The sequence below is a fragment of the Pseudovibrio flavus genome (assembly GCF_009711345.1).
In the GTDB taxonomy this organism is placed as follows: domain Bacteria; phylum Pseudomonadota; class Alphaproteobacteria; order Rhizobiales; family Stappiaceae; genus Pseudovibrio; species Pseudovibrio flavus.
In genome coordinates, this window is record NZ_SMMA01000051.1 from 50,519 (window position 1) to 64,337 (window position 13,819).

The 13,819-nt window shown below is 53.7% G+C and carries 14 protein-coding genes; 11 read left to right on the forward strand and 3 right to left on the reverse strand.

Translation table 11 applies throughout. The features are described 5' to 3' along the window. Window positions 1-6 precede the first annotated feature (6 nt). From torA to paaE, 9 genes are all read left to right on the forward strand, one after another. Entirely contained in the window at window positions 7-2,478 is a 2,472-nt protein-coding gene (torA, locus tag E1162_RS03160; RefSeq protein WP_155126676.1) for a trimethylamine-N-oxide reductase TorA, read from the forward strand. 1 nt (window position 2,479) lies between these two features. Further along, a complete protein-coding gene (gene torD / locus E1162_RS03165; protein ID WP_155126679.1) occupies window positions 2,480-3,106 on the forward strand; it encodes a molecular chaperone TorD in 627 nt (208 codons plus the stop codon). Between the two features lie 164 nt (window positions 3,107-3,270). After that, window positions 3,271-4,752, forward strand: a complete 1,482-nt coding sequence (locus E1162_RS03170) for an NAD-dependent succinate-semialdehyde dehydrogenase (RefSeq protein WP_155126682.1) — start codon at window positions 3,271-3,273, stop codon at window positions 4,750-4,752. Window positions 4,753-4,912: 160 nt separating this feature from the next. Beyond that, a complete protein-coding gene (locus E1162_RS03175; RefSeq protein WP_155126685.1) occupies window positions 4,913-5,296 on the forward strand; it encodes a nuclear transport factor 2 family protein in 384 nt (127 codons plus the stop codon). A 265-nt stretch (window positions 5,297-5,561) separates the two neighbouring features. Next, the gene (gene paaA, locus E1162_RS03180) at window positions 5,562-6,563 is read left to right on the forward strand and encodes a 1,2-phenylacetyl-CoA epoxidase subunit PaaA (protein ID WP_155126688.1); all 1,002 of its coding nucleotides are present in this window, start codon (window positions 5,562-5,564) and stop codon (window positions 6,561-6,563) included. Between the two features lie 18 nt (window positions 6,564-6,581). Next, window positions 6,582-6,869, forward strand: a complete 288-nt coding sequence (paaB, locus tag E1162_RS03185; protein ID WP_155126691.1) for a 1,2-phenylacetyl-CoA epoxidase subunit PaaB — start codon at window positions 6,582-6,584, stop codon at window positions 6,867-6,869. A gap of 6 nt (window positions 6,870-6,875) precedes the next feature. After that, entirely contained in the window at window positions 6,876-7,631 is a 756-nt protein-coding gene (paaC, locus tag E1162_RS03190) for a 1,2-phenylacetyl-CoA epoxidase subunit PaaC (RefSeq protein ID WP_155126694.1), read from the forward strand. Between the two features lie 7 nt (window positions 7,632-7,638). Next, complete coding sequence (gene paaD, locus E1162_RS03195) at window positions 7,639-8,160, forward strand: 1,2-phenylacetyl-CoA epoxidase subunit PaaD (protein ID WP_155126697.1); 522 nt, start codon at window positions 7,639-7,641, stop codon at window positions 8,158-8,160. 30 nt (window positions 8,161-8,190) lie between these two features. Next, the gene (paaE, locus tag E1162_RS03200) at window positions 8,191-9,273 is read left to right on the forward strand and encodes a 1,2-phenylacetyl-CoA epoxidase subunit PaaE (protein ID WP_155126700.1); all 1,083 of its coding nucleotides are present in this window, start codon (window positions 8,191-8,193) and stop codon (window positions 9,271-9,273) included. Window positions 9,274-9,339: 66 nt separating this feature from the next. On the opposite strand, the gene E1162_RS03205 is transcribed toward paaE, so the two are convergent. Next, the gene (locus tag E1162_RS03205; protein ID WP_155126703.1) at window positions 9,340-10,335 is read right to left on the reverse strand and encodes a LacI family DNA-binding transcriptional regulator; all 996 of its coding nucleotides are present in this window, start codon (window positions 10,333-10,335) and stop codon (window positions 9,340-9,342) included. Window positions 10,336-11,402: 1,067 nt separating this feature from the next. On the opposite strand from E1162_RS03205, the gene E1162_RS03210 reads away from it, so the two are divergent. Both E1162_RS03210 and E1162_RS03215 read left to right on the forward strand, forming a co-directional pair. Further along, window positions 11,403-11,747 (forward strand): ArsR/SmtB family transcription factor, encoded by a 345-nt coding sequence (locus E1162_RS03210; protein WP_155126705.1) that lies wholly within the window; start codon window positions 11,403-11,405, stop codon window positions 11,745-11,747. Next, window positions 11,713-12,174 (forward strand): SRPBCC domain-containing protein, encoded by a 462-nt coding sequence (locus tag E1162_RS03215; protein ID WP_257098624.1) that lies wholly within the window; start codon window positions 11,713-11,715, stop codon window positions 12,172-12,174. The genes E1162_RS03210 and E1162_RS03215 overlap by 35 nt, the downstream gene beginning before the upstream one ends. 155 nt (window positions 12,175-12,329) lie before the next feature. Here the strand turns inward: E1162_RS03215 and E1162_RS03220 are convergent, their stop codons facing one another. Beyond that, window positions 12,330-12,989, reverse strand: coding sequence for a DsbA family oxidoreductase (locus E1162_RS03220; protein WP_155126710.1), 660 nt, complete (start codon window positions 12,987-12,989; stop codon window positions 12,330-12,332). A gap of 133 nt (window positions 12,990-13,122) precedes the next feature. After that, window positions 13,123-13,800: an SDR family oxidoreductase gene (locus E1162_RS03225; RefSeq protein ID WP_155126713.1), complete on the reverse strand. Its 678-nt coding sequence runs from the start codon at window positions 13,798-13,800 to the stop codon at window positions 13,123-13,125. Window positions 13,801-13,819: the final 19 nt, after the last annotated feature.

Genomic DNA, 13,819 nt, shown 5'->3' on the forward strand with positions numbered 1-13,819 from the left:
ACGGTCATGACAACAAGACGTGATCTCTTGAAAGGCGCCGCCGCTGGTGTCGCCGCGGGCCTTCTTGGTCCATCGCTTCTCACAAAAACCGCTTTGGCGCAGGGCACTGTAGAACCTGCGGCAGATGGCGTTTGGAAAATTACGGGCTCCCACTGGGGCGCTATCAGAGCGCGCGTGGACCGCGGTAAGGTTGCCGAAGTCGTTCCTTTCGAAGACGACCAAAACCCGACCGATATGTACAAAGGCATTCACGGCCTGATCTATAACCCATCGCGCATTAAGTACCCGATGGCGCGTGTAGACTGGTTGAAGAACCGCAAAAACAGCGACCGCACACAGCGCGGCGACAACCGCTTCGTGCGTATCACGTGGGATCAGGCGCTTGACCTGTTCTACGAAGAGCTGGAGCGCGTTCAGACTGAATACGGCCCTTGGGCGCTGTATGCTGGCCATACAGGCTGGCGTCAGACCGGTCAGTTCCATTCCTGCACCAACCATATGAACCGCGCTGTCAGCATGCACGGTAACTATGTGAAGAAGGTCGCGGACTATTCCACCGGTGCTGGTCAGACCATGCTGCCTTATACGCTCGGCTCTACCGAGGTGTATTCTCAGGGCACATCTTGGCCGCTGATCCTCGACAACGCGAAGGTTATCGTCTTCTGGGCAAACGATCCTAAGAAGAACCTTCAGGTTGGTTGGACCTGTGAAACCCACGGTTCCATGAAGTATCTGGACGAGCTGCGCGACAAGGTTGCTGCTGGCGAAATCCGTGTCATCAGTGTGGACCCTGTAAAGACGAAAACCGCCAACCATGTTGGTGCGGAGCATCTTTACCTGAACCCGCAGACCGACGTGCCGTTCATGCTGGGTATTGCTCATACGCTCTACAATGAAGGTCTTTATGACAAAGACTTCATTGGAACCTACACGCTGGGTTTTGATGACTTCATTCAGTACGTACAGGGCAAGGCTGACGACGGTATCGAAAAGACACCTGAGTGGGCAGCAAACATCTGCGGCGTTGATGCAGACACAATCCGTGCCTTTGCACGCCTGATGGCAGCCAACCGTACGCAGCTTGTGTATGGCTGGGCGCTTCAGCGTCAGCAGCATGGTGAGCAGCCTTACTGGATGGCCGCTGTGCTTGCTTCGATGCTGGGCCAGATCGGCCTGCCGGGCGGCGGTATCAGCTACTCGCACCACTACTCAGGCGTTGGCGTGCCGACCTCTGGCGCTGCGATGCCCGGTGCGTTCCCGCTCAACCTTGATCTGGGCATGTACCCAGAGCATGACAGCGAGAACTTCAACGGTGCAAGCCGCGTTATCCCTGTTGCCCGTTGGGTAGACTGCCTGCTCAATCCAGGTGAGCAGATCAACCACAACGGTAACAAGGTCACCTTCCCTGATATCAAGATGTGCGTATTCACGGGCTGTAACCCGTTCCACCACCATCAGGACCACAACCGCATGCGCGAAGCGTTCCGCAAGCTGGAAACCGTTGTAACGGTTGACTACTCATGGAATGCGACCTGCCGCCACTCTGACCTTGTGTTGCCTGCGTGTACGCAGTTCGAGCGTAACGATATCGACGGTTACGGCGCATACTCCAACAGCGGTGTGCTTGCTATGCACCAGCTTGTAGATCCGCTGTTCCAGTCCAAAACGGACTTCGAGATCTTTACCGAGCTGACCCATCGCTTTGGTCGCAACAAGGAATACACCCGCGATATGGATGAGGGCCAGTGGCTCCGCTTCCTCTATGGCGAGTGTAAGAAGGCGAACGAAGGCAAGTTCGACATGCCAGAGTTTGACCAGTTCTGGGAGGAAGGCATTGTACGCTTCCCAGAGGGCAAACCTTGGGTTCGTCATGCGGACTTCCGCAAGGACCCTGAGCTGAACGCCCTTGGTACGCCATCTGGCTTTATCGAAATCACCAGCCGACGCATTGAAGGCTACGGATACGATGACTGCGGTCCTTATCCGAAGTGGTTCGAAAAGGCCGAGCGTTCCCACGGCGGTCCAGGTTCTGACAAGCATCCGCTTTGGCTGCAGTCATGCCATCCGGATCAGCGTTTGCACTCGCAAATGTGTGAGTCTGACGAATATCGTGAGACCTATGCAGTTCAGGGCCGTGAGCCAATCTACATGAGCCCTGAAGATGCAGCAGCGCGCGGCATTGCAGATGGCGACGTGGTGCGTGTGTTCAACGATCGTGGCCAGCTCCTTGCCGGTGCTCGTGTTTCCGACAACTACCCGCAAGGTGTTGTGCGCATTCACGAAGGTGCTTGGTATGGTCCGGTCGATGCAAGCATCGGCGCTTTGGACACTTACGGTGACCCGAACACCCTGACTATGGATGTTGGTACATCCCAGCTTGCTCAGGCAACCAGTGCCAACACCTGTCTGGTGGAAATGGAGAAGTTTGAAGGTCCATTGCCACCGGTAACATCATTCGGCGGACCAACGGAGGTTTAATTTGACCAATCCAGTTAAGGAGGGGGCAGACAAGGCGGTTGCCTGTAGATGGTGGGCATCCGTTCTTTTCAGCGAGATCGACGAGAAACAGCTGGATCTTTACGGCAAGGGGGAGCTTGGCCCCCTGCTGGAAGGTCTGCCCCACCTTATCCCTGAGGAAGACGCCGATCTGGTAGAAGCGCTTCGTCAGGATATCGAAAGCTGGAAAAAGGTCACCTCCGCCCGCCTCATCCTTGCAACCGACTATGCCTCGTTGTTTTTGGGGCATGGTCGGGAAGGCCCGCTACCCTACGCCTCTTACTACTACAGTGAGGGGCGGCGGCTGTTTGCCAAACCCCATGACGATATGGTGGAGCGGCTGAACAAGGCTGGCCTGCAAATTAATGCGCAAGGTCAAGAACCTGCCGATCATCTGGCGATTATGGTGAGCTATCTGGCGCTTCTTTATGAAGAAAGCCATTCAGCAGCCTATATCGCTACCTTCATCACAGAAGGCATTTTGTCGTGGCTGCCGCAGTTTACAAAGCACTGCAACAATGTGACGACAGAGTTCCAATTCTATCAGTTGGTGCTGCAGATTCTGCAGGCGTTCTTGCAAAAGGAAGCCGAAGAGATCAGGGGGGCGTAAGCCCCCTTTTTTGCACCTGCGTTGTGTCTAGGCTAAACGCATCTCTTGCACCGGCTTCCTGCATCCCCTAATAGGTAATACAACCTATTTATGCAGCGGGTATTTCGGCGCAGTGGTGGTCGCTGAAAGACTTGCTCTATTATGATGCTAGGGGAGGCTTCACCATGGCGCAGACACATCTCAAAACCCGCTTGAAAGACCCTACTCTTGTGCGTGAGCAAGGCTACCTTGCCGGCCGCTGGGTTGATAACGGCTCGAACGGTCAGTTCGATGTTCTTAATCCTGCTAAGGGTGATGTGATCGCAACGCTGCCAAACATGGGTGTTAGTGAGACCAAAGAGGCGATTGAAGCGGCCTACGTTGCCCAGAAAGAATGGGCGAAGAAAACCGCTAAAGAGCGTACCAACATTTTGAAGCGCTGGTTTGACCTGATGATCGCCAATCAGGAAGACCTTGCTGTGATCCTTTGCGCCGAGATGGGCAAGCCAATGGCAGAAGCGCGCGGCGAGATTGCTTATGGTGCAAGCTTCATCGAGTGGTTTGCCGAAGAAGCAAAGCGCATTTACGGTGAAACCGTTCCCGGCCATCAGTCAGACAAGCGCATCACCGTTATCAAGCAGCCTGTCGGCGTTGTTGCCTCCATCACGCCTTGGAACTTCCCGAATGCCATGATCGCCCGCAAAGTGGCCCCTGCCCTTGCCGCTGGCTGTTCTTTCGTGGGTAAGCCTGCGGCTGAAACCCCGCTTTCCGCACTAGCGATGGCAGAGCTTGCAGACCGCGCTGGCTTGCCGAAGGGCCTTCTTTCCATCATCCCGTCTCTGGACGCTGCAGGTGTTGGTCAGGAGTTCTGTGACAACCACAAGGTTCGCAAAATCACCTTCACCGGCTCCACCAATGTGGGCCGCATTTTGATGCGTCAGGGCGCGGATCAGATCAAGAAGCTGTCCCTTGAGCTTGGCGGCAACGCACCGTTCATCGTGTTTGATGATGCTGATCTTGATAAGGCTGTGGTTGGGGCAATGGCTTCCAAGTTCCGTAACAACGGCCAGACCTGCGTTTGCGCAAACCGCATCTACGTTCAAGCTGGCGTTTATGACGCCTTTGCTGAAAAACTGGCTGCAGCTGTCAAAGCGGCTTCTGTTGGTGATGCGCTGGAAGATGATGTGGTCTTTGGTCCGCTGATTTCCGATGCCGCTGTTGCTAAGGTAGAAGCGCACATTGCTGATGCCCGCGCAAAAGGTGCTACCGTTGTTACCGGCGGCGCGGCGCACGAACTTGGCGGCACGTTCTTTGAGCCTACCGTTTTGACCGGCGTTACCGATGAGATGATCATCTCGAGTGAAGAAACCTTCGGTCCGGTGGCCCCGCTCTTTCGCTTTGAAACCGAGGCAGAGGTTATCGAAAAAGCCAACGACACTATCTTCGGTCTAGCCTCCTACTTCTACACCAACGATCTCAGCCGTACCTATCGCGTGAGCGAAGGTCTGGAATACGGTATCGTGGGCGTAAACACCGGTATCATCTCCACCGAAGTCGCACCGTTCGGCGGCATCAAGCAGTCCGGTCAGGGCCGCGAGGGTTCCCGCCATGGCATCGAAGACTATCTGGAAATGAAGTACATCTGCACCAGCATTGATGAAGCCTAAGGCTTCTTCATCGTGGATTTAGAGACAGGGGCTTCGGCCCCTGTTTTCGTTTGTGGCTCTTGCACATACCAGCCTCTCCCAAATCTCCGTCCGCGTGCCTGCGTTGGGAGTTTAACGATTTTGCCCTAAGGTAACCTGCATTGACCCAAAAGGAGGCCCCATGGCGCACGATCTTCAAAAAAACAAGCAGAACGCAATCGCCTTTTACAAAATGGCCTATGAGGGCAACCCTGAAAAGGCGGTAGAGCTTTACGTGGGCGATGACTACATTCAGCACAACCCGCTAGTTGGTGACGGAAAGCTTGAGTTTATAAATTATTTCAATGAAATGGCGCGGGACTACCCGGATAAGCAGATCGAGTTTGTACGTGCCATTGCTGAAGGTGATTTGGTAGCGCTGCATACCCACCAGACATGGCCTGCGGGTGACGAATACGTGACCATGGATTTCCTTCGCTTCAACGACAAAGGCAAGATCGTAGAGCACTGGGATTCGATACAGGAAATTCCCGAGGAAACGAAAAACGGCAACCTGATGTATTGAGGTTGTACCCGTCATTTCTGTCGGGTTTTGGCAGGTGCTCCCCAAACAATTTCGCTTGCCTCTACGTGCTCTGCACGGGCCGCTTTTACGTAAGAATAGCAGAAAGCCTTGCTGTTTAGGTGGAATGTGCCGCGCTACGTAGCGTCCTTTGATAGCATATTCTAATATAGTCTAATGTTGCGCAGGATTTGGTTGTGAAACACTTCTGCGGTAACATACATGCAATGTTAGCGAGACCTGTTTGTCTTTTGGGAGGGAGACAAAGATGTACACGCAATCACTCAATACTGCGGTTCAGCGGGACGGCGCTGAAGAAGACCCGCAAAAGCTTGCCGCGTTTCAGGCCAAGATTGACCGTGAGGAAAAGATCGAGCCGAACGACTGGATGCCTGCGGCCTATCGCAAGACCTTGATCCGCCAGATTTCCCAGCATGCCCATTCCGAAATTGTCGGTATGCTGCCGGAAGGCAACTGGATTACCCGCGCTCCATCGTTGAAGCGTAAAGCGGCTCTGCTCGCCAAGGTGCAGGATGAAGGCGGCCACGGGCTTTATCTCTACTCCGCTGCAGAGACACTCGGCATTTCGCGGGAAGAGATGGTGGAGCAACTGCACACCGGTAAAGCCAAGTATTCGTCCATCTTCAACTACCCTACTTTGAACTGGGCTGATGTGGGCGCTGTTGGCTGGCTGGTGGATGGCGCGGCCATCATGAACCAGATCCCGCTTTGTCGTTGCTCTTACGGGCCATATGCGCGCGCCATGATCCGCATCTGTAAGGAAGAGAGCTTCCACCAGCGCCAAGGCTACGAGCTGCTTTTGACCATGATGAAGGGCAGCGAGGACCAGCGCCAGATGGTTCAGGATGCGGTTAATCGCCTTTGGTGGCCTGCTCTGATGATGTTTGGTCCGTCAGACAAGGATTCCGTCAACACAGCCGACAGCATGCGCTGGAAGATCAAGCGCTTCACCAATGATGAGCTACGTCAGAAGTTCGTAGACGCTACCGTTCCGCAAGCCGAGGTTTTGGGCATTACTCTGCCTGACCCTGATCTGCGCTTTGACGAAGAAAGCGGGCACTACGTTTACGGTGAGCCGAATTGGGAAGAGTTCTACAACTCCATTAAAGGCAACGGTATTTGTAACAAGCAGCGCCTGAAAGACCGTGTGAAAGCACACACGGACGGTGCATGGGTGCGCGAAGCCGCGCTGGCCTATGCCCGCAAAGAGCGCGAGCGCCGCGAAGCGGGCAAGCAAGCTGCCGAATAGCCTGTCAGGAATGAGAATATGAGCGAACAACATACACCGCTTTGGGAGGTCTTTATCCGCTCCCGTAATGGTATGTCACACCGTCATGCCGGTTCTATTCATGCTGCCGATGCGGAGATGGCGTTGCAGGCGGCGCGGGATGTTTACACCCGCCGCGGCGAAGGCCTTTCCATCTGGGTTGTGCCGTCTGCGGCAATCATCGCCAGTGACCCATCCGAGAAGGACATGATGTTCGAGCCTACGGGCGACAAGATCTACCGGCATCCGACCTTCTACGAAATCCCCGAGGAAGTGGGCAATATGTGAGGTGTGATGATGGCAAATGATCTATTCACCTACACCATGCGCCTTGCTGATGATGCCGCGATTTTGAGCCAGCGATTGGCTGGGTGGTGCGGTCATGCTTCCCATTTGGAAGAGGACATCGCCCTCACCAACATCGCGCTGGACCAGATTGGCTGCGCCCGCCTGCTCTACGCTTATGCGGGAGAGATTGAAGGCAAGGGCCGTGATGAGGATGCCCTTTGTTTTAACCGCAACGAGCGCGAGTTCACCAACCTGTTGCTGCTTGAGCAGCCGAACGATGATTTTGCTTACGCTATCGTGCGTCAGTTCTTCTATTCGGCCTACGTTCTGCTTTTCTGGCAGGCGCTGAAGAGCAGTAAGGATGAGCGGCTTGCCGGTATTGCTGCAAAGGCCGAAAAGGAAGCGGCCTACCATCTGCGCCACTCTGCGGAATGGGTGGTGCGCCTTGGTGACGGGACCGAGGAAAGCCGGTCGCGCATTGAAGAAGCGATCGAGTTTCTCTGGATGTACACCGGAGAGATGTTCGAGATGGATGAGGTTGCCACTGCGCTTGCCGAGCAGGGTATTGCCGTTGACGCTGCAGCCATAAAGCCTGCTTGGAACAAGAGCATCAACGAGGTGTTTGCTCGCGCTGATCTTAGCGTGCCAACGGGAACATGGATGCAGACCGGAGGGCGCAATGGTGAGCACTCTGAGCATCTTGGGCATGTATTAGCGCCAATGCAGTATCTGCAACGCGCCTATCCCGGCCTTGTCTGGTAGGTGAGCCATGGCCCGCGCCTCTGCCCATCTTGCAACACCAAACGCCTCCGATCTTCTGGAGAAGGCTCGGGCAGCGGCGGCATCTGTCGTTGATCCGGAAATTCCGGTCATCACCATCGAAGAGCTTGGTGTTCTGCGTGATGTTGCGGTGGAGGCCGATGGCAGCGTTACTGTTACCATCACACCCACTTACACCGGCTGTCCGGCTATGACGGTATTTGTGATGGATATCGAGGTAGCGTTAGATGAGGCGGGTTTTGAGCAGGTGCGCGTGGAAACGGTTCTATCACCGGCGTGGACGAGTGACTGGATGAGCGAGGCAGCGCGGGAAAAGCTGCGTGCTTATGGTATTGCGCCGCCAGTCGGGTCTGCGGGCAGTACAGGGCTGTTTGACAAGCCTGATGTTGCCTGCCCGCGCTGCGGATCGCTGAAGACAGAGCGTATTTCCGAGTTCGGCTCAACGGCCTGTAAGGCGCTGTACAAATGCGGGTCGTGCCACGAGCCTTTCGACTATTTCAAATGCATTTAAGCGCTATGGCGCTTTGGGGAGAATGTATCAATGGCCCTTCAGTTTCATTCGCTGAAGATCAGGAGCGTCCGCAAGGAAACCGAGGATGCGGTTTCGGTTGCCTTTGCCGTGCCTGACGCGTTGCAGGAAGCCTTTCAGTTTCAAGCTGGGCAGTATCTGACCGTTCGCCAGATGATCGACGGTGACGATACTCGCCGGTCCTATTCCATCTGTGCAGCTCATAAACCGGATGAAGTTCGCATCGCCATCAAGAAGGTCGAGGGTGGCCGGTTTTCGACCCACGCGCTTGATACCTTCAAAGAGGGGTTGGACGTGGATGTGATGCCGCCGACCGGCCGCTTTACGCTGGCAGGTGACGGTGAGCGCTCTGGTAAAATCTACGCAGGGTTTGCAGCCGGTTCCGGTATTACGCCCATTATGTCCATGATAGAAACCACGCTTTCTCAAGATGATAGCAGTCGTTTCTTCCTGTTTTACGGTAACAAGTCTTCCGGCTCCATCATGTTCAAGCAGAAGCTGGAAGACCTGAAAGACCGGTTTATGGACCGTCTGTGCGTCTACCATTTTCTTTCGCAGGAAGAGACGGACCTATCCCTGCTGCACGGCAGGCTGGATGCTGAGAAGATTGACGAGTTGCTCACCACTGTTCTGCCTGCAAACCATATTGAGCACGCTTACCTATGTGGCCCCGGTTCTCTGGTTGAAGCAGGACGTGAAGTGCTGCTGAAAAACGGGCTGTCGGCCGAGCAGGTGCATAGCGAACTCTTCACTCCTGCGGGTGGCGCTGCTCCGGTGAGAAAAGATCAGACGCTGCGTAAAGATTCAGGTGTAACTGGTTCAAAAGCATCAATTATTCTGGATGGTAATCGTCATAGCGTAACTGTTGAGGGCGATGACACCATTTTGCAAGCTGCACTTAATGCAGGACTTGAAGTGCCCTATTCCTGTACTGCTGGCATGTGCTGCACCTGCCGCGCCCGCGTTACCAAGGGCGAAGTGGATATGGCGGTAAACTACTCGCTTGAACCGTGGGAGGTTGAGGCTGGCTATGTGCTGACATGCCAAAGTCGCCCAAAAGGTGAGAGTGTCTCCGTGGACTATGACGACGTTTGATGCGGCGTGATCTTAAGCGCTGAAATATGCTCCCGAGTAGCTATGTAACTAATCGGGAGTGCTGCACTAATTCTTCAAGGTGGCGACGGATTTTCGCTTCACCAATTTAGCAGCGATTTCCGAGCGTACTGGTCTGCGGTATTTGTTCTTCACGCGGTCGATTAGCTTGCGGACAGCCTCACGGCTCACTTCGGTAAAGTCGATATCAATGGTGGAGATCGGCGGCGTACTGCGCTGAGAAAACGGCACATTATCGAAGCCGAGAACGGAGATATCCTGCGGCACGCGGAGGCCCATTTCCTGAGCGGCTTCCAGACAGGCAAAAGCTACCATGTCATTGGTGCAAAAAACTGCCGTCACTGGCTGCTTGGCCTGTACCTCTTTGATAATTTGCACCACTTCCCAAGTTTCTGGCGGCACGCTAACGCTAAAGACAGGCGGGGTTACATCTGCACCTAGTCGTTCGCGGATTGCATCTCTAAAGCCGCGCTCACGATCATCAGTCGTTTCGCGCTGGTTATGTTTGATGAGAACGATATCGCTGTGCCCTTCATCAAGCAGGTAGTTGGTGCCGATGCGTGCGCCCCAGTACCCGCCCGGAACCGTGGTGTCGTACTTAAACTGGCCTTGTAGCGAATTGATAAGGCCAACGGGAACGCGGGCATTATCCAGCATATCCAACGTCTTATTAGCATCAACGGCAATCGCTAGTACGCCATCAATACCATCCAGACTCTGGGAAACATCGCGCTCGCCAACCTCGGACAGATAGGTGAGCTGAATGTTCTGCTTGGAGCACTCGCCCTCTAGGCCAGCGTAGAGCTGATCAAACACGTTGTACTGAATAATATGCGGAAAGCGGCGGTCACAAATCACACCGAAGTTCAGGAATCGCTCCTGCTTCTTCTGTGGCTTTTTGGAATAGCCAAGCTGCTCTGCAACTTTCAGAACATGGTCGCGTACAACAGGACTGATCGTCGGTACCCCGTTCAAAACACGGGAAACCGTGCTAACGGAAACGTCCGCTTCCTGCGCAATATCGATGAGTTTGACCTTGCTCATTCCGGTTCTTTGCCCTGGTTCTTGGCGTCGCCTGCATATCGAGTAAAATTCGCGATATCAGCAAATTATGTTTATTTCCAGAGTTCTAGCAGCGCCATTCTGGCACTTGCCACAGCTGCCAGCAATTCAAAGTGGCTGGCTAGCTTAATCTCTGCTTGTGTGATGCATTCTCTATCACATGTGTGGCTTATGCAAAAAGATAGCATATTTGCATAAGTGCATAATTTGCATTGATTTTCAGAGTTTTTGCAAATTTTCAGCAATTCCATTTTTATGCACTGTTGAGTTTATGTGCGGTTATACCCCCTCGCTACCTCAAAGATCATGCCTTTAGGGAATGTCGGAAAAAGCTCTAAAAACCAATATTTTGTATGGGAGAGTCGGCGTTGAATACCGCTAATAGACGGGCCGGACTCTTGAAGGTATAGCGTCAAAAAATCTCGTGTCGGTTGTTTTACGGACTTGTGCCTCCTGCAAAAAATCATATTTTTACACTCAACTGATGCAAGTTGCAAAGGAAGCCAATTTGCATTGAGAGTGTGTCTTAGGGTCACGAAAAACAATAATAATAAGAACTACCGTTGGTCCGGTAGTTTGGCAGTACCAACAAGAATACCGATGCTTTGAAAAAGGCATTTATCGTTACAGAGAAAAAGGCACGCAATAAAGAACGTGCTGACCGAAAACGGTCTCCGGTAAAAAACCATGAACGATAGGGTAGCTGAAGTCTTGAAGGTTCAATGAGCGAAAGCTCTAGCCAAGGTCTGGATCAAGGTTCCTTTGGCCTTCTAAGAAAAGCTGTTTCGTGGATATGCGCGAGGCAGCCTGAAACACACTCATTTTATTGGGCTTATGCCCTCATCTAAGAAGTATACTCTTGGTAGATGAGGGCTAGCCAAAAGGCCGGCTGGGACCCCCTCAGTCGGCCTTTTTCTTTGCCCGTCTGCCAGCTTTATTCCTCGCTTCCTCGCCGTCCTATGCTTGGGGTTACCGAAGTTTACTCGCCCCCCAATAATCCAGTGAATGACTGCTGTTGCCTTTAGGTAAGCTGGTAGTTACCGTAAGTGATGACTTACGAAGAGGTGCTTGCCGCCCTCGCGGATGATACGCGTCGGCGCATATTTGAAGACCTGCGCAGCGGACCGAAAAACGTCACAACTCTTTCTGACGGACGCGGTGTGAGTAGGCCTGCTGTCTCTCAGCATTTGAAAGTGCTGCAGGAAGCTCAGCTGGTGCATGTAAAGCAGGTGGGCACCTCTCGTTATTACAGCGTTGACCAACAAGGCTTGCTGAGCCTGCAGAGTTATCTGGAGAGTTTTTGGGAGGATGTGCTGTCTGCCTATGAGCAGGCCACACGCGAAACTGAGGGAGTTGGGAATGATGGAGCCGATTGTAAAGACGGTGCGGGTTGAGTGCTCACCCGAACGAGCCTTTGAGGTTTTCACGGTAGAGATTGGACGCTGGTGGCCAGCGGACAAATACTCCCTCACCGGTAAGACCGGCGTTTCTTCGCCTACGGTTCTAATGGAACCCTTTGCTGGCGGCAGGCTTCAAGAGGTGGAAGACAACGGCACTGTTCACCAATGGGGTTTTGTACGCCTCTACCAACCTCACTCTGCCCTTTCAATTGCATGGCAGTTATCTGGCACCGACTGTGAGCCGACTATCATCGATGTGACCTTTGAGGCAGATGGTGACGGCACCAAAGTTTGCCTTAGCCATCATAACTGGCAGGCGCTGGGGGATCGTGCTGTGGAGGTTAGAGAAAAACACTTTAACGGCTGGGAAGACGTGTTCGTGCAGGGGTATGCTGTGGCCTGTGAAGAGGTTATGGCCTAACGCCTCCATCCTGTTCTTGCCTCTGTGCAGGCGCAGATGCCTCAGGCGCTTGAGGCCTATGAATAGGCGCAAAGAAATGGCGCGGATAGTGTTTCCGCGCCCTCTTTCATATTCTGGTTCTACAGTATCGCTAAAGAGCGCTGAGTTGTTCGGCTCTAACTAGCTGGCTCGATCTGTGCGAGCTGCTGCAATATGGCCTTGTAGTTTTCTACGCCCTGCGCGCCGCTTACCAAGTGCTTCAGATTAAAGATCATTGCCGGAACGCCGTGGATGCCGCGAGAGGTCCACTGCTGTTCTTCATTGCGCACGATTGGAGCATAGCGTCCGTCGCGTAGCATCATCGTGGTGGCTGCGCTGTCCAAGCCCACGTCTTCCGCCACTTGTTGCAGCACTTCGATATCGCTCACGTCCTTTTGGTCGGTAAAGTAGGCTTTGAAGAGCGCCATCTTCAATTCGTGCTGCTTGCCAAACTCCTTGGCCCATGTAAGCAGCTGGTGGGCTTTGAAGGTGTTGACCATGCGCATGTCATCATCATAGGCAAAGGTGAAACCCACCTCGCCGCCAAGCTGGCTCAGCCGTGCCCGCGCCTCGCGGGAACCTTCCGGCGTGGTACCGTACTTTTCTGCAAGGTGTTCACGCAGGTTTTGCCCCTCTGGCGGCATAGTCGGGTTAAGTTCAAACGGATGCCACTCAACCTCGGCTATCGTTCCAGTCTCCTTTAGAGCCTGTTCCAATTGTTTGTAGCCGATAATGCACCATGGGCAGACCACGTCTGATACGATGTCGATCTTTAATGGGGCGGTGTTTTGTGTCATCACGTTTACTTTCTTGAAAAGGCTGAGGCTTTTGACAGGGCGGTAGACTGGTGTGCGGGTTTCTCCGAAATACGGGCGCTTTCTTATAGATAGGTCAGAATGACCAAAAGCCTAGCCTCGGTTCAAGACCTTTCTAGTCAACATAGATCATTTTACGTGTCATTCCGCCGTCGATGGTGAGTACCTGTCCAGTCATAAAACCGGCAGAAGCCAGGTAAAGCACGGCATCGGCAATATCCTCTGCCCTGCCCACACGGCCCACCGGATGCTGTGCATGGTCTTCGTCAGAAAGCGGAACATCAGCAGAAATCCAGCCCGGAGCGATAGCGTTAACGCGCACCTTTGGCCCTAGATTAATCGCCAGCGCTTGGGTGATGGAGACAATACCGCCTTTGGCTGCGGCGTAGATGAAATCGCCCCCTTCTGACATAACAGCGCGAGTGGATGCCATGTTTACAATGCTGGCTCTTTCGTCCATCAGGCTAACTGCCTTTCGGCTCATCAAGAAGGTTGCCGTCAGGTAGCTGTCCAGTGTCTTGCGCCAGTCATCCATGGTGGCGTCTTCCAGCTTCAACGTTAGGCTGGTGGCGTGGCCACCGTTGTTGACCAGAAGGTCGATGCTGTCCCAGTCTAGTTCAGCAAAGGCCTTGTCTACCGCCGCTTCATCACTGATATCGCAGATAATGTCGCGTGCGCCGCTTGTGCCCGCCACGAGGTCAAAACTGGCAACGTCCCATCCCTCGCTTAGCAAGCGCTGGCAAATACCTGTGCCGATAAGCCCTGCGCCGCCTGTAACAATTGCGCGTTTCATTGGTATCTTCTCCCAAAAG